Origin of the sequence: Streptomyces sp. RGM 3693 (assembly GCF_050471125.1) — a bacterium.
GTDB lineage: Bacteria > Actinomycetota > Actinomycetes > Streptomycetales > Streptomycetaceae > Streptomyces.
On record NZ_JBMPPQ010000003.1, the window covers coordinates 391,430 to 415,521 of the forward strand.

General features: G+C 69.7%; 5 protein-coding genes and 2 pseudogenes. 2 read left to right on the forward strand and 5 right to left on the reverse strand.

Going from position 1 to position 24,092, the window contains the following annotated elements; genetic code table 11:
• Positions 1-76: 76 nt before the first annotated feature.
• Entirely contained in the window at positions 77-523 is a 447-nt protein-coding gene (locus ACO0M4_RS30415) for an anthrone oxygenase family protein (protein ID WP_430374283.1), read from the forward strand.
• A gap of 8 nt (positions 524-531) precedes the next feature.
• On the opposite strand, the pseudogene ACO0M4_RS30420 reads toward ACO0M4_RS30415, so the two are convergent.
• A pseudogene (locus tag ACO0M4_RS30420) lies at positions 532-633 on the reverse strand (LysR family transcriptional regulator); the annotation flags it as partial.
• Between the two features lie 183 nt (positions 634-816).
• Here ACO0M4_RS30420 and ACO0M4_RS30425 point away from each other — a divergent pair.
• Complete coding sequence (locus ACO0M4_RS30425; protein ID WP_430374284.1) at positions 817-1,167, forward strand: antibiotic biosynthesis monooxygenase family protein; 351 nt, start codon at positions 817-819, stop codon at positions 1,165-1,167.
• 143 nt (positions 1,168-1,310) lie between these two features.
• On the opposite strand, the pseudogene ACO0M4_RS30430 reads toward ACO0M4_RS30425, so the two are convergent.
• The 4 genes and pseudogenes from ACO0M4_RS30430 to ACO0M4_RS30445 all read right to left on the reverse strand — a co-directional run.
• Positions 1,311-1,475: pseudogene (locus ACO0M4_RS30430) on the reverse strand (transposase); the annotation flags it as partial.
• A gap of 73 nt (positions 1,476-1,548) precedes the next feature.
• A complete protein-coding gene (locus ACO0M4_RS30435; protein ID WP_430374285.1) occupies positions 1,549-1,824 on the reverse strand; it encodes a hypothetical protein in 276 nt (91 codons plus the stop codon).
• Between the two features lie 108 nt (positions 1,825-1,932).
• Positions 1,933-9,513: an amino acid adenylation domain-containing protein gene (locus ACO0M4_RS30440; RefSeq protein ID WP_430374286.1), complete on the reverse strand. Its 7,581-nt coding sequence runs from the start codon at positions 9,511-9,513 to the stop codon at positions 1,933-1,935.
• Entirely contained in the window at positions 9,510-23,846 is a 14,337-nt protein-coding gene (locus tag ACO0M4_RS30445; protein ID WP_430374287.1) for an amino acid adenylation domain-containing protein, read from the reverse strand. The genes ACO0M4_RS30440 and ACO0M4_RS30445 overlap by 4 nt, the downstream gene beginning before the upstream one ends.
• Positions 23,847-24,092 lie beyond the last annotated feature (246 nt).

Sequence of the window (24,092 nt, forward strand, 5' to 3'; positions counted from 1 at the left end):
CACCGCTAGACAAGCAAGCGGCAGCAGTACTAGCGTTGCCTCATCAGCTAGCAGCACTAGATGCCAAGAGGTCATCATGCTCAATGCACTCGAGGTCGTCACCACCGTGATCGTCGGCGTGATGGTGGGGGTGGAGTTCTCCGTCGCCTTCGTCATCAACCGGATCCTCGACGCCCTCCCGGAAGACAGTGGCCAACTCGGCCGCGCCCACGGGGGCCGGATGCTCGGCGCCGTGATGCCGGTCTGGTACATCAGCTCGCTCGTCCTCGTCGCGGTCTGGGCCATCTCCGGATGGCACCACCACGGCACCGGCCTCGTCGTCACCGCCGGCGCGCTGCTGATCATCAGCGTGATCATGTCGATCCTGCTGCTCGTCCCGATCAACAACCGGAGCAAGACATGGACCCCCGACAACCGGCCCGCCGACTGGAAGGAGCAGGCGAACCGCTGGGACCGCTACCACTACGTCCGCGTCGCCGTCATCATCGCCGCCTTCGCCTTCCTGGCCGCCGCCCTCACCTGAGCCCGCGGGCTCACCCGCCCGGTCGTCAGCCGCAACCGCTCGGCCGTGCGCCCGAAGTGCAGTTCCTCGGCGAGCGTCAGGAAAGCCTCCGCCTCCGCGCGCTCCAGCAGGGCGCCTCCGGCGTTGAGTACGGCCCAACGGCCGTACGTGGATGGTGCCTTGTTGAGGCCCACCGGGCGGCAGACATAAGAGGCATCACCCCGGAGACCACCAACACCCTCGAACTCCGCTGGTATCCCCAGGACGCGGGCCCCAGCGACACCCACTGACCGATAGCGAGAGGAAGTACCGAAATGGCCAAGCTGCAGAGTCTCGACCCGCACACGCCGATGTTCGCGCAGTTGAAGGAGAAGACCGGGCCCATCGTCCTGGCCAACACCTTCTTCGTCCCGAAGGAGAGGACTGAATCGTTCCTGGCCCTCTTTCGGAGGCAGGCCGAGTTCATGAGGGCTCAGCCGGGATTCGTCTCTCTGCAGATGCACAAGGGAACGGCGGACAGTCAGCTTCTGATGAACGTCGCGGTCTGGGAGTCGACCGAGGCGCTCGCCACGGCGTTCGGCAGCCCGGAGTTCCAGCGCATGGTGGCCGAGTCCCCCGACGACATCGTGTCGTACCCGCACATCTTCGAGCAGATCGACGTATGACACGGCAGCTGTAGCCGCGTGACGGGGGCGATGTCCTCGTGCTCAGCCCTGCGGGCGGGCGATCCAGCTCCGGATCTCCTGCGACACCTCGCGCACGCCCAGCCCCTTCGGCCGTCACAGCCGCCCCCGCTACGCCCGCCACATCCGCCGTGTCCGGGCATTCCCCGCCACTGCCCGCCCGTCCGAAACCGCCACGGCACCCCCTCGAACTGCTGCCGCAGCCGCACCGGGTACGGGCCATACTCGCCGATCGGCAGGTACGGATCGATGAACTCCCACTCCACATGGGCCAGTTGTGCACGTGTCATGCAAGACGATCTACCGGATCGAAGATCATCACGAGGGGAAATCCCATTCATTGATCACGACCCGATACGCGCCCTAGGTGTATTGCCCTGTGAGCTTGTCGACGAGGGCTTCGAGGTGGCGTTCTCCGTCGCGGGTGTGTGCGCCGGCGGCCAGTGCGGCCCTGGTGAAACGACCCACGACGGGTTCGACCAAGAGGCGACCGAAAAGCTCGTTCGCCTTTTGCAGGCCATGAGTGGTCGACTCCGTCGCGGCGTCGACCGCTTCGACCGCGGCGCGAGCGACGCCGTGCGGCAGAACGGCTATGCGGGCGGCGAGGGTGTCGACGACGTGGTCGAGCTCGGCCAGCACGGCGGCCCGATCTGCCCCTTGGCCTGCTGGGGCGCAGGTCAAGGGGCAGGTTACGGATCTACCTCCACCGTGTGCGTCGTCGGTTCCGAGAGGGCGTGTGCGACCGGTTCAACGGTTGGGGGTGGGCGTGGGGAGGAATCCCGTGCCGGCGAAGTACGTCAGGTAGGCCCGTACGGTCTCGTCGGTGAGGGGCGGGAGGTGGACTCCCGATGCGGCCACCGCTCGGTGGGTGCGGGAGGAGTCCAAGGTCCGACGCCGGCGGCGGGGCCGGCCCTCGGCTTGGCCGGCGGGCTCCTGCCGGCCGGTGCCGCCGAGGAAGAGCTGGGCGGCATTGTCCGCCTGGTCGGCCACCAACTTGCGCCAGTGGTCGAGAGGCACCGGCTGCACCGTGTACCCCAGGGTGGCCGCTGTCTGGAACACCTGCGAGAGCATGGGCGGTGCGGGGTGGGTGAGATGGAAGGCGGTCTGTTCCGGACCGGCCAGGCACTGTGCCGGGTTCTGTACGGCCTGCTGGTTGCTCGCCAGAGCCACGACTGCCGCGCTCACGTAGTCGACCGGTATCCAGTCGGTCGACTCGTCGGATCCCTCGGGTACCGCCTGTGCCTGGAGGCATCCCTTGATGTACTGCCACAGCAGGTCGCGGTCCTGGCAGGCGCCCGTGCGCGAGGCGCCCGAGATGCGCGCGGGACGGTAGACGGTCACCGGGATTCCGCGGCTCTGCGCGATACGTACGATCTCCTCGGCGACCCACTTGCTCTGCGAGTAGCCGTCGGGCAGTTCGTGCACGGGGCCGATGGCGGAGGCTTCCGTGAGGGGGCCGCGGGCGGACGTGTGTGGTGGGTACACGCCGGTGGTCGAGACGTAGTGCATGCCGGTCGACTCCGATGCGGCGGCGATGCGGAGGAGTTCCTCGGTGCCCCGCACATTGGCAGCGCGGAGTTCGGTGTACGGGGCGGCGAAATTGACGGTGGCGCCGTTGTGGTACACAGCGCCGACCCGCTTTCGCAGTGCCTTGTGCTCCGCGTCGGACAGGCCCAGGCCCGGCGCACCCAGGTCGCCCGGCAGCGGGCGGATCAGGTCGCCGTAGTGCTCCTTCCACAACCCGTACCGCTCCAGGCCGGACCGCAACCTGCGCGCTCCCTCGGCCGTGTCGCGAGCCCGCACCAGGCAGTCCACCGGACCACTCGTCTTCTCCAGCAGATCGCGCAGGAGGAACGCTCCGAGGAAGCCCGAGGCGCCGGTCAGCAACGGGCGGCGCGCGCTTACGGGTTCGCCGGCCGCGGGCCCGACCGCCGGGGTGATGTCGGGCGCCAGGTGCACGTCCTGGCGCGGATCGGGGCCGGGCGCGTGGCCGGAGCCGCCGGCCGGCTCGTCCAGGAGGCGCCGCACGCCGTCGGGGGTGGGTGCGGCGAAGAGGGCACGCATCGACAGCCGTACGCCGAACCTGTCCTCGATGCGCTGGGCCAGTTTGACCGCGAGCAGGGAGTGTCCGCCGGCCTCGAAGAAGTCGTCGTCGAGACCCACATCAGGGACACCGAGGACATCGGCGAACACCTCACACAGCAGCTTCTCCTGTTCGGTGTCCGGGGCGCGTCCGGCGCCTGTGGTCATGGAGGGGCCGGGGACGGGCAGTCCCCGACGGTCGATCTTCCCGTTCGGTGTGAGGGGCAGGGCGTCGAGCGCGACGAACGCGGACGGCACCATGTGCTCGGGCAGCTGCGAGACGAGTGCCTGGCGCATCCGGGCGGTCGCCGGCTCCCGCTGCCCTTCGGCGGGAACGGCATAGGCGACCAACCGCCGGTCGCCCGGCCGGTCCTCCCGGACAACGGCGCAGGCGGCGGTGATCCCGGGCACCGCGGTCAACGCCGCCTCGATTTCGCCGAGTTCGATGCGGAAGCCCCGTAGCTTGACCTGGTCGTCGGCGCGGGAGACGTATTCGAGTTCGCCCCGGTCGTTCCAGCGGACGAGGTCGCCGGTGCGGTACATGCGTCCGCCGGTGCGGCTGAACAGGTCGGCGACGAACCGGGCGGCGGTCAGGCCCGGACGGTGCAGGTAGCCGCGGCCCAGTCCGTCACCGGCCACGTACAGTTCTCCGATCACCCCCGGCGGCACCAACTCCATTGCCGCGTCGAGCACATACACCTGTGCGTTGCGCACCGGGACGCCGATCGGTACCCGGTGGGCCGGCGCCTCCGGGCCGGCCGCCTCCTGGAAGTCGCTCATCGTCGCGCAGACCGTGGTCTCGGTCGGCCCGTAGGCGTTGGCCAACCGTCGGCCATCGGCCCACCGGGCGACCAGCGCCGGTGGGCACGCCTCCCCGGCGAGCACCAGGGTGGTACCGCTGGGTATGCCCTCGTCCTGCGGCATGACAGCCAGGGCGGCCGGCGGGAGGGTCAGGTGGGTGATACCGCGTTCCGCGAGCAGGCCGGCGAGCGGCGGCCCCGGCACCAACTGTGCCGGGTCCGCGACCTCCAGGCAGGCACCGGTCAGCAGTCCCATGCAGATGTCCCAGAAGGCCGCGTCGAAGCTGACCGACGCCATCTGCAGGACCCGGCTGGCGGGGGTGAGGCCGAGCCTTTCCGCCTGTGTACGGACCATCGCGCCGACGCCCTGGTGAGTGACCACGACGCCCTTGGGCCGGCCGGTGGAGCCGGAGGTGTAGATGACATAGGCGGGGTGAGTGGGCAGGGGGCCGGTGCGCGGGTTGGCGGTGTGGCCTGTGGACCAGGCGGCGGTGTCGTCGAGTGCGAGACAGCGGGCGGTGATGGGCAGTCCGGCGCGGAGAGCGGTGGTGGTGATGAGGAAGGCCGGCGCAGCGTCGTCGAGCATGAAGGAGATGCGGGCGGGCGGGTACGCGGGGTCGACCGGCAGGTAGGCGGCTCCTGTTTTCAGTACCGCCAGTATCGCGACGATCATGTCGGCCGACCGGGGCAGAGCGAGGGCGACCAGGTCCTCGGGGCCGATGCCCTGTCCCGACAGGTGCCGGGCGAGGTCGTTGGCTCGGGCGTTGAGCTGCGCGTAGGTCAAGGCGCCCGTCGCATCGCGTACGGCCTGGGCATCGGGGGTACGCGTCACCCACTCTCCGAAGAGCTCCGGCACCGTCGGGGTCGGCAGGTATCCGACGGGGCCGCGTCCCCACTCCTCCAGCATCCGCGACCGCTCCTCGGCGGTGAGCAGGTCGTAGCCGCGGACCGGCAGGTCGGCGTCGGCCACGACCGCGGACAGCAGGCAGCGGAGCCGGTGGGCGAGCCGGTGCACCGTCTCGGGCTCGAACAGTTCGGTGGAGTAGTCCACGTGGCCGTCGATGCCCGCGGCACCACCCGCCTCGTCCCGCGTCTCAGTGAAGCTGAAGCTCAGGTCGAACTTGCTGACGCCGGTGTGCGCCGGCTGGCCGGTCACCGTGATCCCAGGCAGTTCGACGTCCGCCGCTGCCTGGTTCTGCAGCACCAGCATCACCTGGAAGAGCGGATGGCGATCCTGCGACCGCACCGGGTTGAGCGCCTCCACCAACCGCTCGAACGGCACGTCCTGATGCGCGAACGCCGCCAGGTCGAACTCCCGTACCCGGTCGAGGAGTTCACGGAAGGTGGGATCCCCCGACAGGTCCGTGCGCAGTACGAGCGTGTTGACGAAGAACCCGACCAGGTCGTCCAGCGCCTCATCGCTCCGGCCGGCCACCGCGGTGCCGAGCGGGATGTCGTCACCGGCGCCGTGCCGGGACAACAGCACCGACAGTGCCGCCTGCACCACCATGAACAGGGTGCATCCCGCCGACCGCGCCAACTCGACGAGCCCGCGGTGCGTGTCCGGGTCGATCACGAAGGTGAGGGCGTCGCCCTCGTGCTTCAGCGCTGCGGGCCGCGGCCGGTCCCACGGCAGCAGCAGCGCCTCCGGTACATCTGCCAGGGCCTGGCGCCAGAAGGCCAGTTGGCGTGCCGACAGGCTCTCGGCGTCGGACTCCGCACCCAGCATGCGCCGCTGCCACAGCGTGTAGTCGGCGTACTGCACCGGCAACGGCGACCAGTCGGGAGCCCTGCCGGCGGTCCGCGCCCGATAGGCGGCGCCCAGGTCCCGGGCCAGTGGCGCCAGCGACCAGCCGTCGCCGGCAATGTGGTGCAACGCCAGTACCACTACGTGGCTCTCCGCGCCCAGTCGCAACAGGCTTACCCGCAGCGGCAGTTGGGCTTCCACGTCGATAGGCTCGGTCACCGCCGCGGAGATCCGGCCGGACAGGTCGGACTCCTCGACATCCTCGACGGTCAGCGCGAGCTGTGCCTGGGCCGGGCCGAGGACCACCTGCTCGGGCTCGCCGTCGTGCTGGGGGAAGACCGTGCGCAGGGCCTCGTGGCGCTCGATGACGTCGCCCAGTGCGGTACCCAACGCGTCCACGTCCAGCGGCCCGTCGAGCCGCAGCACCAGCGGGATGTTGTACGTGGCGCCGGGTCCGTCCAGCCTTCCCAGGAACCACAGGCGCTGCTGTGCGAAGGACAGCGGCAGTCGCGCCGGGCGTCGCGCGGGCACGATGGCGTCCCGCGCCGTGCCCGCTCCGTCGAGGGCCGCAGCCAGTTGGGCGACGGTGGGGTGCTCGAAGAGCGTGCGCACTTCGAGTTCCACGCCGAGTGCGGTGCGGATGCGGCTGACCAGGCGGGTGGCCAGCAGGGAGTGCCCACCGAGCGAGAAGAAGCTCTCGTCGACGGGGACGCGGCCGGTGCCGAGCACGTCGGCGAACAGGTCGGCGAGCAGTTCCTGCTGCACGGTGCGCGGGCCGCGTCCGCCGGTGTCCGCGGTGTGTCGGGGCGCCGGCAGTGCCCGCCGGTCGAGCTTTCCGTTCGGGGTCAGCGGCAGTGCGTCCAGCACGACGAACACCGACGGGACCAGGTACCCGGGCAGCGTCCGGCCCAGCTGCTCCGCCAGTGCCTCCGCGGAGGTCGTCGCGCCGTCCGCCGCCACGGCATAGGCCACCAGCCGCCGGTCGCCGGGGGTGTCCTCGCGGACGACGACGCAGGCGGCCGTCACCGTCGGCAGGGCGGTGAGCGCGGTTTCGATCTCGCCGGGTTCGATGCGGTGGCCGCGGAGTTTGACCTGGTCGTCGGCGCGGGAGAGGTAGACCAGCCGGCCGTCCGCGTCCCACCGGACGAGGTCGCCGGTGCGGTACATCCGCCCACCCGACGGATCGAACGGATCAGCCACGAAACGTGTGGCCGTCAAGTCGGGCCGTCCCACGTACCCACGGGCCACCCCCGGACCGGCGAGGTACAGCTCACCCACCACGCCCGCGGGCACCGGTCGCAGCCAGGCGTCGAGGACGTGGCAGCGCATACCGTCCAGCGGCTGGCCGATGGGCGGAACGCGGTGCTCCGCGATCGGCTGCGACGGCACCTCGTAGCGCGTCGCGAACGTCGTGGTTTCCGTCGGCCCGTAGGCGTTGACGAACGACGTCCGGGGGCAGGCGGTCGCTGCGCGTTGCAGGACGCCCGCTGCCGCCGTCTCGCCGCCGGTCGCCACCAGTCGCACCGTCTCGAACAGGTGCGGATCGGTGTCGGCGATGATGTTGAACAGGGAGGTGGTCAGGAAGAGAGCGGTGATCTTCTCGGCCGCCAGTATGTGGCCGAGACGATGCGGTTCGAGTGGCCCGTCCGGGGCGACGACGACCGTGCCGCCGTTGAGCAGCGGGACCCAGATCTCGCAGGTCGAGGCGTCGAAGACGTAGGCGGAGTGCATCAGGACCGCGTCGGCGGCGCCGCGCCACATGGCGTCGGCGGTGAGCGCCGCCACGTCGCCGTGCGTGACACCGATGGCCTTGGGGTCGCCGGTGGAGCCGGAGGTGAACATCACGTACGCCAGCCGCGCGCCACCGGGGAGGCCGGGAAGCGTGCCCGGCTCGACGGGTGCGCCGTCCATGACGCGGCCGTCGGTGTCCACCACGACGACCGGAAGAAGGCCGCGGGCTTCCGTCACCCAGGGGTGCTCGGCGAGGTCCGCCGAGACGACGAGTGCGCGCAGGCCGGCCACGGCGGATATCCGGCGCAGTCTCCCGGCCGGCCAGCGGGCGTCCAGCGGGACGTACGCGCCGCCGGCCCGGACTGCGGCCAGTGAGGCCGTCACCACTGCGTTCGAGCGGCCGACCAGCACACCGACACCGTCCTCGGCGGCCACGCCCAGGCCCGTCAGGCACCGCGCCAGGGAACCGGAGAGTTTGTCCAACTCCCCGTAGGACAGGGCGCTTTCGCCCTGCCTGACCGCCACCGCGTCCCGGTCCGACGCCACCCGGGCGGCGAACAGTTCCGGGAGGCCGGCATGCCGCACACCGGCCGGCAAGGGGGCGCCCCTCCCCTGGTCGAGCAGCCGTGCATGCTCTCCGTCGAGCAGCACCGAGAGGCCGGCGACATGCTGCTCCAGGTCGTCGGCGCAGGCTTCCAGCAGCCGCCGCAGCCGCTCGGCCATCAGTCGCACGGTGTCGGCGTCGAAGGCTTCCGTGCGATGGGCGAAGGTGATCCGCAGATCATCGCCCGGCGCGATCGTGAGGGTGAGCGGATAGTGCGCCGCGTCGGTGCCGCGGAAGCCGGTGACCCGAAGGCCGGGTAGGCCCTCCTGCGCCTGCCGCAGCGCCTCCGCGTCCATGGGGTAGTTCTCGAACACGGCGAGCGTGTCGAAGAGGTCGCCCAGGCCGGTCAGAGCGCGGATCTCGGTCAACCCGAGGTGCTGGCAGCCCAGGAGCCGGCCCTGCTCGTCCTGCATCCGGTGCAGCAGCGTGGCCAGGGTGTCGTCGGGGCGTATGCCGACGCGGACCGGAATCGTGTTGATGAACAGTCCGACCATGGTCTCGACACCGGGGAGCTCCGGCGGCCGTCCCGAGACGGTGGTGCCGAACAACACGTCGTCCTGGCCGGTGAGTTGGTGCAGCAGGACTCCCCAGGCGCCCTGCACCACCGTGTTGAGTGTCAAGCGGTTCCGGCGGGCCGTCTCCCGCAGGCGGGCGGTGGTGGCCGCGCCCAACCGCAGCACCAGCTGCTCGGGCAGCTCGCCCGACGACGCGGAGGCCGGCTTCTCCCCGGCCAGCAGGGTCGGCTGGGCCACTCCGGCGAGCGCCGCGCGCCAGGCGCCGACCGCGGCCGTACGGTCCTGGGCCGCCAGCCAGGCGAGGTAGTCCCGGTAAGGGGCGACGCGCGGCATCGCGCTGCCGTCCCCGCCGCGCGCATAGAGCTCGAACAGCTCCCGTACCAGCAGCGGCATCGACCAGCCGTCGAGGAGGAGGTGATGGTTCGTCATGACCAGGTGGTACCGGTGGTGCGCCATCCGGATCAGGGTGAACCGCATCAGCGGCGGTTCGGAGAGGTCGAAGCGCCGCTTGCGGTCGGCGGCCAGGAACGCGGCGAGCCGCTCGGCGCGCCGGGCGTCGTCACCCGTGCCGAAGTCGAGCTCCTCGAAGACCGGCGGGACTTCCACGGCGACGGCCTGGACCGGCTCGTCGAGGTCCTCGTAGAGGAATCCCACGCGAAGGTTCGCGTGCCTGCGCAGCAGTCCCTTGACGGCCGCGTACAGCAGCGCCGTGTCGACCGGTCCCTCGATGTCGAAGACGAACTGCGCGGTGTAGACGTCCACCGCCTCGGAGTCGTACACGCCATGGAACAGCATGCCTGCCTGCAGCGGTGTCAACGGCAGGACGTCCTGCAGCTGGAACCCGGTCACTTGCGTCCACCCCACTTGTTCTGCAGCTTGTTCTGCAACTTGTTCTGCAGTCGATCGATCTGGGCCTGGTTGAGCGAGACCAACGGAAGGTCGGAAGGCGTGTAGCCGCCGGCGTCGGGTGCCTGGGCGTGTTCCGCGACGGCACGCAACGCCCGCAGCCAGCCTTCGGCGAGTTCCTCGACGTCCTCCTCCTTGAGCAGATCCGTCGGCCAGGTCCAGCCGGCGACCAGCTGCGGCCCCTCCGGCAGGTCCTTGGTGTAGGCGTTGATGTCCAGCACGTGATGCACCGGCATGTCCGGGTCCTGACTGCGGGGCCCGCCCCCGTCGAAGAGCAGCTGCCAGTCCCCCGCGTCGCCCGCTGTCGATGAACCGGCATAGCGGCCCAGGTAGTTGAAGCCGATTTGCGGCGTCACGGCGTCGCTGAGCATGTCGCGGGTGCGCGGGTTGAGGTGGCGCAGCAGGCCGTAGCCGATGCCGTGGTCCGGGACGGCCCGCAGTTGCTCCTTGATCCGCTTCAGCGCGCGGTCGACGAGCGGGGCGTCGAATGCCCGCGCCTCGTACCGGCTCACCGGACCCGGATCGAGCCGCACCGGGTACATGCTGGTGAACCAGCCGACGGTCCGGGACAGGTCGATGTTCTCGGCGATCTGCTCGCGGCCGTGCCCCTCCAGGTCGAGCAGGACGGCCGACCCGCCCGCATCGCCGCGTTCGGCACGCCACCCGGCGATCGCCAGCGCCAGGCCCGTCAGCAGCACATCGTTGACGCCTGCGTGGAACGCGGTCGGCACGGTGGTCAGCAGGGGCTGTGTCCACTGTGCGGGCAGGGTGACCGTCAGCGTCCGCACGCCGTCGGCGGTGTCCCGGTCCGGGTCGAGCGGCCGGTATCCCCACTGCGGGTCCTCGGTGCGCAGGATCTCCTGCCAGAGCGGCAGTTCCGCGGCGCGCTCGGCACTCCGCGCCTCGGCCACCAACAGCTCCGCCCATCTGCGGTAGGAGGTACGCACCGGCGGCAGCGGCGAGGTCTCGCCCGCCGCGCCGGCGGTGACCGCCTGCCAGGCCGCGGCCAGGTCGGTGGTGAGGGTGCGCCACGACACCGCGTCCACCGCGAGGTGATGGACGACGAGCAGCAGCCGACCCTGCCGGTCGGGCCCCGCGTCGTACCAGACGGCCTCCAGCACGTCGCCCGTGCCGGGCCGCAGCCGCAGACGGGCGGCCTCGGCCGCCTCCGCGACCACCGCATCGGTCCGTGCGCCGTCGAGCCCGGCGGTGTCGACCCGCGTCAGCCGCTTCCGGGCACTCACGGCGCCCTGCGGCAGGACTTCGAGCCCGGGCCGCCCCCCGGGCGTTGCACTCACCCGGAGCCGCAGCATGTCGTGGTGGTCCAGGAGCAGTTGGAGCGCCGCCGCGATGTCGCTCTCCGTTGCTCCGGCCGGTGATCTCAGCACGGTCGACTGGTTGTAGCCGTCGAGGGTGCCGGGTCGGTCGAGGAACCACGCGGCGATGGGGGTGAGCGGCACCTCTCCGATGCCCGGGGTGGCCGCGGTCTCCGGCTCCGCACCCAGTGGCACGGCGGCCGACGCGATCGCCTCCACGGTGCGGTGGACGAAGACGTCGCGCGGCGTGATGACCAGTCCCGCGTTGCGGGCCCTGCTGACGACCTGGATCGACAGGATGCTGTCGCCGCCGAGGGCGAAGAAGTCGTCGTCGACAGCGACCTCCGGGATGCCGAGCGTCTCGGCGACCACCCCGCACAGGAGCCGTTCCTCGTCGGTACGCGGAGCCTGTCCACCGCCCCGGTGCGGGTCCGGTTCGGGGGCGGGCAGGGCGCGGCGGTCGACCTTGCCGTTGGGCAGCAGCGGCAACGCGTCGAGGACGACGAACGCGGCCGGAACCATGTAGTCGGGCAGGGCCGTCGCAAGGCTCCGGCGCAGCTCGGCGGCGTCCACCTGCTGCCCGGCGTCGACCACCAGGTACGCCACCAGGCGCTTGTCGCCCGGTCGGTCCTCGCGGATCAGCACGCGGGCCGCAGCCACAGCCGGCAGCGCTGTCAGCGCACTCTCCACCTCACCCAACTCAATGCGATACCCACGCAACTTGACCTGGTCATCACACCGCCCCAGATACTCGATCCGCCCCAGCCCATCCCACCGCACCACATCACCCGTGCGATACATCCGCCCACCCGACGGATCAAACGGATCCGCCACGAAACGCGACGCCGTCAACCCCGCACGACCCACATACCCACGCGCCAACAACCCACCCGCCAGATACAACTCCCCCGACACACCAGGCGGCACCACACGCAACGACCCATCCAACACATACGCCCGCACATTCCAGATCGGCCGCCCAACAGGCACCGGACCAGAACCACCACCAACCACCACATACGCAGCCGCATCAATCGTCGCCTCCGTCGGCCCATAGAGGTTATGAACCTCCACCGACCACGCATCAGCAACCCGAGCCGCCAACTCCCCCATCAACGGCTCACCACCACACAACACAGCCCGCAAACACCCAGGAACCGAACCCCCACCACCCAACACCAACGACAAATGCGACGGCACGAACTGCGCCACCGTCACACCGAAGTCCCGCATGTGGTAAAGCAGTTGATCCGGGTCGCGATTGGCATCGGGTGACACCAGACAGGTGGAGGCGCCATGGAGCAACGGCAGCCAGATCTCCCACACGGACGCGTCGAAACTCGGAGACGTCCGCGCCAACACCCGATCCTCAGCCGTCAACACAAGATGCTCAGCCAGCCACGCCATATGAGTCGCCACAGAAGCATGGGTAACCACCACCCCCTTCGGACGCCCCGTAGAACCCGACGTGTAAATGACATACGCCGCACCAGCCGCCGACACAGCCCCCCGCGGACCAGACACATGACCCACAGACCAAGATGCGCAATCGTCCATCACGACCAACGGCAGGTCGGTGGAAGGAAGTTGCCCCGCAACCACGCGATCAGTGATCAAAAGCTTGGGACAGGCATCCTTCAGCAGATACGTGATACGAGCGGCCGGATAAGCAGGATCCACAGGCAGATAAGCAGCCCCCGCCTTCAACACCGCCAGCATCGCCACCACCATCCCCGCAGCACCCGGCAGCGCCAACGCCACCACATCCTCCGGGCCCACCCCACACCCCGACAAATGATGCGCCAGATCGTTGGACTCCAACTCCAACTGCGCGTACGTCAGGACACGCCGACCATCACGGACCGCCACCGCATCCGGAGTACGCGTCGCCTGCGCGCTGAAGAGCTCCGGCAGGGTCAGTCGCGGCACCGGCCGAGGCTGACCGCTGCCCGCGGTGATCACACGCGCCCGCTCCTCGTCGGTGAGCAGCTCGACATCGTGCACGCGCAGGTCGGGGTCAGCTACCACGGCTGCCAGCAGCCGTGACAGGCGCTCGGCCAGCGCCCGCACGGTGCCGGGCTCGAACAGCTCGGTGGAGTACTCCAGGTGACCCTCGATGCCCGCGGCACCACCCGCTTCGTCCCGCTTCTCGGTCAGCGAGAAGGTCAGGTCGAACTTGCTGATACCCGTGTGCACCGGCTGGCCGGTCACCGTGATCCCAGGCAGTTCGACGTCCGCCGCTGCCTGGTTCTGCAGCACCAGCATGACCTGGAAGAGCGGATGGCGATCCTGCGACCGCACCGGGTTGAGCGCCTCCACCAACCGCTCGAACGGCACGTCCTGATGCGCGAACGCCGCCAGGTCGAACTCCCGGACCCGGTCGAGCAGTTCACGGAAACCGGGATCGCCGGACAGGTCCGTGCGCAGTACGAGCGTGTTGACGAAGAACCCGACCAGGTCGTCCAGCGCCTCATCGCTCCGGCCGGCCACCGCGGTACCCAGCGGGACGTCGTCACCGGCACCGTGCCGGGAGAGCAGGACCGACACCGCCGCCTGCACCACCATGAACAGGGTGCACCCGCACGACCGCGCCAACTCGGACAGCCCTCGGTGCGTGTCCTGGTCGATCAAGAAGGTGAGGGCATCACCCTCGTGCTTCAGCACTGCGGGCCGCGGCCGGTCCCAAGGGAGTTCGACCAACTCGGGTATGTCCGCGAGCTGTTGCCGCCAGAAGTCCAGTTGACGTGCCGTCAGGCTCGCGGTGTCGGACTCCTCACCCAGCATGCGCCGCTGCCACAGGGTGTAGTCGGCGTACTGCACCGGCAACGGCGACCAGTCAGGAGCCCCGCCCGCGGCACGCGCCCGATAGGCGGCACCCAGATCCCGGGCCAGCGGCGCCACCGACCAGCCGTCCGCAGCGATGTGATGCACCACCAGCACCAGTACATGCGTCTCGGCACCCAACCGCAGCAACCGCACCTGCACCGGAACGTCCGTTGCCACGTCGAATGCGCAGCTGACGCTGTCCGTGAGCACCCGGTCGAGCTCGGCGGGCGACACGTCCCGGGGTCGCGGTGCGAGGTCGACGGCGGACGCGTCCAGCACCAGCTGACGGGCGACGCCGTCGGTCACCGGGTAGACGGTACGCAGGGTCTCGTGGCGCTCGACGAGGTCGCCCAGCGCGGCGCCCAGCGCCTCGACGTCCAGCGGGCCGTCGAGCCGCAGCACCAGCGGGATGTTGTAGGTGGCGCCGGGTCCTTCGAGCCGGTTGAGGAACCACAGGCGCTGCTGCGCGAAGGAGAGCGGCATGCCTTCGGGCCGCTGTTCGGGCAGTACCGACGGCCGTGCCGCGTCGGCGGCGTCGAGGACCTCGGCGAGTCCGGCGACTGTCGGGTGCTCGAAGAGCGCACGGACTTCGATCTCGACGCCCAGGGCCGAGCGCACCCGGCTCGCCAGTCGCGTCGCCAGGAGCGAATGCCCACCGAGGGCGAAGAAGTTGTCCGCCACGCCGACCCGCTCAACGCCCAGGACCGCGGCGAACAGGCCGCACAGGATCTCCTCGCGGGCCGTCCGCGGACCGCGGCCCTCGCCGCCGCCGGACGCCTCGGGCGCCGGAAGCGCGCGGTGGTCGACCTTCCCGTTCGGCGTCAGCGGCAGCGCGTCCAGCACGACGAACGCGGACGGAACCATGTACGCCGGGAGTGTCAGTCCCACACCTGTCGCCAGCTCCGCGGGGTCCAGCGCCGCACCGGCGGAGGGCACCGCATACCCGACCAGCCGCCGGTCGCCCGGCAGGTCCTCCCGGACCCGCACGTACGCGGTGGCGACGCCCGGCAGGCCGGCCAGAACGCCCTCCACTTCACCGGGTTCGATGCGGTAACCGCGGAGTTTGACCTGGTCGTCGGCGCGGGAGAGGTAGACCAGCCGGCCGTCCGCGTCCCACCGGACGAGGTCGCCGGTGCGGTACATCCGCCCACCCGACGGATCGAACGGATCGGCCACGAAACGCGTGGCCGTCAGGGCTGGGCGACCCAGATAGCCGCGGGCCACGCCCGGTCCGGCGAGGTACAGCTCGCCGGTCACGCCTGGCGCCACCCTTGCGAGGCCCGCGTCCAGCACGTAGGCGCGCATGCCGTCGAGGGCCCGTCCGATGGGAGGGGGCCCCAGCGGTGTGTCGGGGTTGACGTGATGGCGGGTGGCGAAGGTGGTCGTCTCCGTCGGGCCGTAGACGTGCTGGATCCGCGTGCCGGTCACCTGCCCGGCAACCTGCTGCATCGCTCCGGGCGAGGCCGTTTCGCCGCCCGCGCAGACCATCCGCACACCGGCCAGGGCGTGCGGGTCCACCTCCGCCACGACATTGAACAGGGCAGTGGTCAGGAACAGGGCGGTGACGCTCTCAGTGGTGACGATGTCGCGTAGGACGTGCGGTTCGAGAGGGCCCTCCGGGGCGACGACCACCCGTCCGCCGTTGAGGAGGGGCACCCAGATCTCGAAGGTGGAGGCGTCGAAGACGTAGGCGGAGTGCAGGAGGACCGCATCCGCGACACCGCCGGTCCAGGCACTGTCGGCGGCCAGCGCCGCCACGTCCGCGTGCGAGACCCCAACGCCCTTGGGCATACCGCTGGAACCGGACGTGAACATCACATACGCCAGTTGGTCACCGGCCTGCACCGTGGGCAGCGTCGCAGCGGCCGGGACAGGCGCACCGTCGACCACACGACCCATGGCATCGACCACCACGACCGGCACCTGTCGCCGCATCTCGGCGATCCACTCGTGACCGGCGAGCTCCTCACCGACCACCAGCACCCGGATGCCACCGACGTCCGCGACCTGACGCAGCCGCTCCACGGGCCAGCGGATGTCCAGCGGCACATACGCACCACCCGCCCGCACCACAGCCAACGACGCCGTCACCACAGCGGCACAACGCCCCAGCAGCACACCCACCCCGTCCTCGGCCGCTACCCCACACCCCACCAAACACGACGCCAGAACACCCGAAACCTCCGCCAACTCCCCATAGGACAACACCGCTTCGCCACCGGATACCGCCACCGCGCACGGGTCCACAGCCACCCGCGCCGCGAACAGCTCGGGCAGGCTCGATCCGGCGGTAGCGGCCGGGAGGCGCTCGCCCTCGCCCCAGCCGACGACCTCGGCGCGTTCGCCATCGGACAGCAGGTCGTAGCTGTGCAGGGGCCGATCCGGGTCGGCGGCGACGGCCTCCAACAGTCGGACCAGGCGACCGGTCAGTGCCTCGATGGTGGCGGCGTCGAAGAGCGCGGTCGCGTACTCGACTCCGGCCGTCAGCCCGCCCTGCGCGCGGTCCTCACCGAAGGCGAAGGTCAGGTCGAACTTGCTCACCCCGTTGTGCACCAGACGGCTGCCGACCGTCAGTCCCGGCAACTCGGTGTCCGCGGTGTCCTGGTTCTGCAGCACCAGCATCGTCTGGAACAGCGGGTGATGGTTGCGCGCCCGTACCGGGTTGAGGCTCTCCACCAACCACTCGAAGGGCACATCCTGATGGGCGTAGGCCGCAAGGTCGAACTCCCTTACCCTGCCGAGGAGTTCGCGGAACGTCGGGTCGCCCGACACGTCCGTGCGCAGGACGAGGGTGTTGACGAAAAAGCCGATCAGATCGTCCAGTGCCTCGTCGGTACGGCCTGCGACAGGGGCGCCCAGGGGAATGTCGTCCCCGGCGCCGTGCCGGGAGAGGACCGTCGCCACGGCGGCCTGCAGCACCATGAACAGCGTGCTGCCGGAGGACCTGGCCAGGCCGAGCAACCGGTGGTGCAGGGCGGCGTCCAGCGTGCGGACGCACACGCCGCCGGCGGGGTCCGTGACGGGCGGGCGGGGCCGGTCGAGGGGAAGTTCCAACAGCTCCGGTAGTTCACTCAACGTGTCTCGCCAGAAGGCGAGTTGATGTGACGCCACGCTGTCGGGATCGCCCTCCGCGCCGAGGACGTCCCGCTGCCAGAGGGCGTAATCGGCATACTGCACCGCCGGCGCCGGCCAGTCAGGCGCCTGGCCTGCGATGCGCGCCCGATAGGCGCCACCCAGGTCGCGGGCCAGCGGCGCCAGGGACCAGCCGTCACCGGCTATGTGATGCAGCACCAGCACCAGCACATGGCGTTCGGTATCGGTCCTGAACAGCCAGCAACGCAGCGGCAGATCGGTCACGACGTCGAACGGACTCGTCACCGCGGCGCTGACAGCCGCGTCGAGCGCGTCGGCGTCGATCTCACGCACCCGCAGGTCCAGGTCCACGACCGAGGGATCCAGCACGCATTGACGCGGTACGCCATCCCGCTCGGGGAATACCGTGCGCAGCACCTCATGCCGCTCGACCACGTCACCGAGCGCCGAGCTCAGGGCACGGGAATCGAGCGTCCCGGCGAGTTCCAGCACGAGCGGGATATTGTAGGTGGCACCGGGCCCGTCGAGTCGGTTGAGGAACCACAGCCGTTGCTGGGCAAAGGACAGCGGCACGGTCGTGGGCCGCTCGGCCCGCACCACCGGAGTCCTGGCCCGCCCCACTCCATCCAGCGTGGCGGCGAGACCGGCGGGCGTGGGATGTTGGAAGAGCGTGCGGACGGCGAGCTCGACTCCGAGGACGGAGCGCACCCGGCTGACGAGCCGGGTGGCGAGCAGCGAATGCCCGCCCAGTTCGAAGAAGCCGTCATGGACGCCGACCCCCGGCCGGCCCAGCACGTCGGCGAAGAGACCGCACAGGATTTCTTCCTGGACCGTGTGCGGTTCGCGCCCCTCACTGCCACCCGCCGACGCCTCGGGTGTGGGCAGGGCGCGGCGGTCGACCTTGCCGTTGGGCAGCAGCGGCAACGCGTCGAGGACGACGAACGCGGCCGGAACCATGTAGTCGGGCAGTGTGCCGGCCAGTTCGGTCCGCAGTGCTGCCTGGTGCACGGCGCTGCCGCCCGCGGGAACGACGTAGGCCACCAGGCGCTTGTCGCCCGGTCGGTCCTCGCGGATCAACACGCGGGCCGCAGCCACAGCCGGCAGCGCCGTCAGCGCACTCTCCACCTCACCCAACTCAATGCGATACCCACGCAACTTGACCTGGTCATCACACCGCCCCAGATACTCGATCCGCCCCAGCCCATCCCACCGCACCACATCACCCGTGCGATACATCCGCCCACCCGACGGATCAAACGGATCAGCCACGAAACGCGACGCCGTCAACCCCGCACGACCCGCATACCCACGCGCCAACAACCCACCCGCCAGATACAACTCCCCCGACACACCAGGCGGCACCACACGCAACGACCCATCCAACACATACGCCCGCACATTCCAGATCGGCCGCCCAACAGGCACCGGACCAGAACCACCACCAACCACCACATGCGCAGCCGCATCAATCGTCGCCTCCGTCGGCCCATAGAGGTTATGCACCTCCACCGACCACGCATCAGCAACCCGAGCCGCCAACTCCCCCATCAACGGCTCACCACCACACAACACAGCCCGCAAACACCCAGGAACCGACCCCCCACCACCCAACACCAACGACAAATGCGACGGCACGAACTGCGCCACCGTCACACCGAAGTCCCGCATCCAGCCCACGAGAGCATCGGGATCCTTGTTGGCGTCGGCCGGCATCACGCACACCGATGCGCCATGGAGCAACGGCAGCCAGATCTCCCACACGGACGCGTCGAAACTCGGAGACGTCCGCGCCAACACCCGGTCCTCGGACGTCAACGCAAGATGCTCAGCCAGCCACGCCATATGAGTCGCCACAGAAGCATGGGTAACCACCACGCCCTTCGGACGCCCCGTAGAACCCGACGTGTAAATGACATACGCCGCACCAGCCACCGACACAGCACCCCGCGGACCAGACACACGACCCACAGACCAAGACGCGGAATCATCCATCACGACCAACGGCAGGTCGGTCGAGGGAAGTTGCCCCTGAACCACGCGATCAGTGATCAGCAGCTTGGGACAGGCATCCTTCAGCAGATACGTGATACGAGCGGCCGGATAAGCGGGATCCACAGGCAGATAGGCAGCCCCCGCCTTCAACACCGCCAGCATCGCCACCACCATCCCCGCAGCACCCGGCAGCGCCAACGCCACCACATCCTCCGGGCCCACCCCACACCCCGACAAATGATGCGCCAGATCGTTGGACTCCAACTCCAACTGCGCGTACGTCAGGACACGCCGACCATCACGGACCGCCACCGCATCCGGAGTCCGCGCCACCTGCGCACTGAAGAGCTCCGGCAGGGTCAGTCGCGGCACCGGACGGACGTCGCCTTGCCCCTGTCCGAGCACGACGGCGCGTTCGGGCGCGTCCAACAGCTCGATGTCGTGGATCCGTTGATCCGGATCGGCGATCAGTGCTGTCAGCAGCCGCGACAGCCGGTCGGACAGCGCCCGCGCGGTGCCGGGCTCGAACAGCTCGGTGGAGTACTCCAGGTACCCGTCCACCCCTGCGTGCCGGCCCCCCTCATCGTGGATCTCGGTGAGTGAGAAGGTCAGGTCGAACTTGCTGATCCCTGTGTGCACCGGCTGACTGGTGACCGTGATCCCGGGCAGGTCCAGGTCGGCCGCGGCTTGGTTCTGGAGGACCAGCATGACCTGGAAGAGCGGATGATGGCTCTGCGAGCGTGCCGGATTCAACGCCTCCACGACCCGGTCGAACGGCACGTCCCCATGCGCGTAGGCGGCCAGGTCGAACTCCCTGACCCTGCTGAGCAGTTGACGGAACGTGGGATCTCCGGACAGATCCGTCCGCAGCACGAGTGTGTTGACGAAGAACCCGACCAGATCGTCCAGGGCCTCATCACTCCGGCCGGCCACCGCCGTACCGAGCGGGACATCGTCACCGGCACCGTGCCGGGACAACAAGACCGACACCGCCGCCTGCACCACCATGAACAACGTGCACCCGCACGACCGCGCCAACTCGACGAGCGCCCGATGCACGTCCGCCGTGACGAGGAAGGGAACGGCGTCACCGTGGTGCCGCGGCACAGCAGGCCGGGGCCGGTCCAGTGGCAGTGCCAGCGTTTCGGGCGCACCGGCCAGTGCCCGGCGCCAGAACTCCAACTGGCCTGCCGTCAGGCTCTCGGCATCGGACTCCTCACCCAGCATGCGTCGCTGCCACAGGGTGTAGTCGGCGTACTGCACCGGCAACGGCGACCAGTCAGGAGCCCCGCCCGCGGCACGCGCCCGATATGCGGTCCCAAGATCCCGTGCCAGCGGTGCCAACGACCAACCATCCGCGGCGATGTGATGTACCACCAGCACCAGTACATGCGCCTCGGCACCCAACCGCAGCAACCGCACCCGTACCGCGGGGTCTCCCGACACGTCGAAGGCTTCGGTCGCCGCGGACAGAATCGCTCCGTCGGCCCACTGCTCGACCGCGGCCGGATCCCCGCCGCCCGGCGCCTCCTCGAAGCGCAGCGGCACCAGGCCGGCTGCTTCTGCCGCGTCGCACACATGCTGACGCGGTGTTCCGCCTTCCTCCAGGAAGACGGTGCGCAGGGTCTCGTGGCGTTCGACGACATCGGCGAGTCCGGCGCGCAGCGCATCAAGGTCCAGCGGGCCGTCGAGCCGCAGCACCAGCGGGATGTTGTAGGTGGCGCCGGGTCCCTCGAACCGGTTGAGGAACCACAGGCGCTGTTGCGCGAAGGACAACGGGAGATCTCGCGGACGCTCCTCGCGTACGAGGGCGGCCCGCGCCCGGTCGGCCGTGCCCAGTGCGGTGGCGAGTTCGCTGACGGTCGGGTGCTGGAAGAGCGTGCGCACGTCCAGTTCGGCGTCGAGTGCCGAGCGCGCGCGGCTGACCAGGCGCGTCGCCAGGAGCGAATGCCCACCGAGGGCGAAGAAGTCGTCGTGCACGCCGATCCCGTCGGTGCCGAGGACGTCGGCGAACAAAGCGAGCAGGAGTTCCTCGCGGACGGTACGCGGGCCGCGCCCGGAGTTGCGTTCCGGCACCCGGGGCGCGGGCAGGGCGCGGCGGTCGACCTTCCCGTTCGGCGTCAGCGGCAGCGTCGCGAGAGCCACGAAGACCGAGGGGATCATGTAGGAGGGAAGTACGCGGGCCACTGCCGCGGACAGTTCGCCCTCGTCCACCGGGGAGCCGTCCGCGGCTACCACATAGCCCACCAGTTGCCGGTCGCCAGGCAGGTCCTCACGTACGACGACGCAGGCGGCGACCACCGAGGGCAGTCCGGCGAGGACGCCTTCGATTTCGCCGGGTTCGATGCGGTGGCCGCGGAGTTTGACCTGGTCGTCGGTCCGGGAGAGGTAGACGAGCCGGCCGGCCGCGTCCCACCGGACGAGGTCGCCGGTGCGGTACATCCGCCCGCCCGACGGATCGAAGGGGTCGGCGACGAAGCGTGCGGCGGTCAGTCCTGGACGACCCGTGTAGCCGCGGGCGACGCCTTGGCCCGCCAGGTACAGCTCACCTGCGACTCCGGGCGGTACGAGTCCCAGAGCGGAGTCGAGGACGTAGGCCCGCATGCCGTCGAGGGGGCGGCCGATGGGCGGTGGGCCCGTGGGGGTTTCGGCGACGACGTGGTAGTGGGTGGCGAAGGTGGTCGTCTCCGTCGGCCCGTAGACGTGGTGTACGCGGGTGCCAGGCAGTTCGCGGGCGAGGTGCTGCATGGCACCGGGCGCGGCGCGTTCGCCGCCGGTGCAGACCGCGCGGACCCCGGCGAGGGCCTGCGGGTCGACTTCGGCGATGACGTTGAACAGGGCGGTGGTCAGGAACAGGGCGGTGACCTGCTCCGTGGTGACGATGTCGCGCAGGACGTGGGGTTCGAGGGCGCCCTCCGGTGCGACGACCACACGCCCACCATTGAGGAGGGGCACCCAGATCTCGAAGGTCGAGGCGTCGAAGACATAGGCCGAGTGCAGAAGGACCGCGTCGGCGACACCGCCCGTCCAGGCACTGTCGGCGGCCAGCGCCGCCACATCCGCATGCGAAACCCCAACACCCTTGGGCACACCCGTAGAACCGGACGTGAACATCACATACGCCAGTTGGTCACCGGCCTGCACCGAGGGCAGCGTCGCAGCGGCGGGCACAGGCGCACCGTCGACCACACGACCCACGGCATCGACCACCACGACCGGCAGGGACGCGCGCAATTCCGCAACCCAAGCGTGGCCGGCCAGCTCCTCGCCGACGATCAGCACGCGCAGACCGGCTCCATGGGCGGTCTGTCGCAACCTCTCGGACGGCCAGCGGATGTCCAGCGGCACATACGCACCACCCGCCCGCACCGAGGCCAACGACGCCGTCACCACAGCGGCAGAACGCCCCAGCAGCACACCCACCCCGTCCTCGGCCGCTACCCCACACCCCACCAAACACGACGCCAGAACACCCGAAACCTCGGCCAACTCCCCATAGGACAAGGCCACTTCGCCACCGGATACCGCCACCGCGCACGGGTCCACAGCCACCCGCGCCGCAAACAGCCCGGGCAGCGATGCCCGCCGGTCCGGCTCGCGGTCTCGTCGTTCGAGGGGGGCGCCGCGCCCTGCCGCGAGAACCTGACCGGCAGTCTGTTCGTCGAGCATCGCGAGGCGGGAGAGGGGGCCCGTCGCGTCCGCCCGGGAGAGTTCGGCGACCAGCGCGGTGATGCCCTGCTGGTGCGGCCGGACGTCCTCGGGGCGGTACAGGTCCGGGTTCACATCGAAGCCGATCAGCGGTCCCTTCCCCTCCGAGCGCTCGGATATGAAGAGGGAGACGTCGTCGACCGGCCCGGTGGACAGCAGCCTTGAGTCACCGGCGCTTCCGGCGAAGTCGAGGTCGTACTCGTAGGGCATGACGTTCACGACCACATCGCACAACCGCGCCGCGTCGCCCGTGATCCTGAGGTCTCGGGCGAGCTGCTCCCTGGAGTAGCGGCGGTGACGCAGCGCCAGCCGCATCTCGGCGGCGACGGCCCGCACCAGTGCTTCGACGGTCATGCTCGGGGTGATCCGCACGCGCAGCGGGAGAATGTTCGCGGTCATGCCTGGGATCGCGCGCAGACGGCCGGGGCGGCCGTTCGAGGCGAGCCCGATCGTCACGTCGCCGGTACCGGTGACACGGCTGAGGTACGCGGCGACCGCGGTCACGAAGACGGCGGACCACGTGGTTCTGGTCGCGGCGGCCAGCCCGCGCAAGCCGTCCATCACCTGCGGATCGAGAGTCTCCCCCTGGTGCAGGTGGTTGCCGTGCCCAGAATGCTGTTCTCCGCCGTTTCCCGGTCGCGAAGGAACGCACTGCGGCAGGGCAGCGTCTTCGCCCGCTCGGTGAGCGGTGGCGAGTAGCGGGTTTCCCGTGTCGCGGCCGGACCGGGAGAAGTCGGCGAATTTCTCGGTCCAATATGCCCGGTCACGTTCGAAATCAGGGGACTGTCGATACGCCATCTCGTCGTCGACGAGAGCACTGAGCGGAGCGAATAATTCCGGCGCCGCTTCACCGTGCACCGCGGCGGTATACGTCTCGGCCACTTTGCGCGCGAGAACGGAGCCACCGAGTCCGTCCATCACCATGTGGTGATAGCGGATGTACCAGTAGTGGCGGTCGGGGCCCAGCGTGAGCAGGACGAAGGCGTGGTGCGGCGCTGCCGACGTGCCTGCGGTGGACATGTCGGCGGCCATAAAGCGCTCGGCGGCCGCGGCCGGGTCCGCCTCGGCGGAGAGGTCGACGACGCATGGGCCTCCCGGTGACGTGCGCACCACGCGTTGGTGAATACCGTCGCCCTGCTCCACGAACTCGGTATTGAGGCTGTCGCAGCCACTGCTGACTTTTTCGAGCGACGCTACGAAAAGAGCCTCATCCAGGGGGCCTTGGATTTCTATGCATTCACCGATGTTGTACTTCGGGCTCTGCGGATCCAACTGCTGCCCGTACCACACTCCCTGCTGCGACATCGTCAGCGGGAGGAGGCGAGCGTGGTTTTTCTGCATAGTGCTTCCGCCCTTTCAGGGGGTGTGCTTCGGCCACCCCTTCAGGGCACGGGAAAGAATCCCGGATCACCCGGAGTCAGGCGACATGTGAATGATGTGGCAAGGCCCGAAGAATTACCGTCGATCGCCGTGCCCGCAATCCCCGGAAATCCCTTCCGAGCATGGCAAACAGGCGTTGCCGGCGAGAACCGAAACGGAAGAATTGTTGTACCTGCGCAGCACCGCCCGGCACGGGCGATGGCGATG

Excerpts from the sequence above, each read along its gene's own strand:
- ACO0M4_RS30415 (WP_430374283.1), top strand. The coding sequence starts at position 77 with ATGCTCAATGCACTCGAGGTCGTCACCACCGTGATCGTCGGCGTGATG.
- ACO0M4_RS30425 (WP_430374284.1), top strand. The coding sequence starts at position 817 with ATGGCCAAGCTGCAGAGTCTCGACCCGCACACGCCGATGTTCGCGCAG.
- ACO0M4_RS30445 (WP_430374287.1), bottom strand. The coding sequence starts at position 23,846 with ATGCAGAAAAACCACGCTCGCCTCCTCCCGCTGACGATGTCGCAGCAG.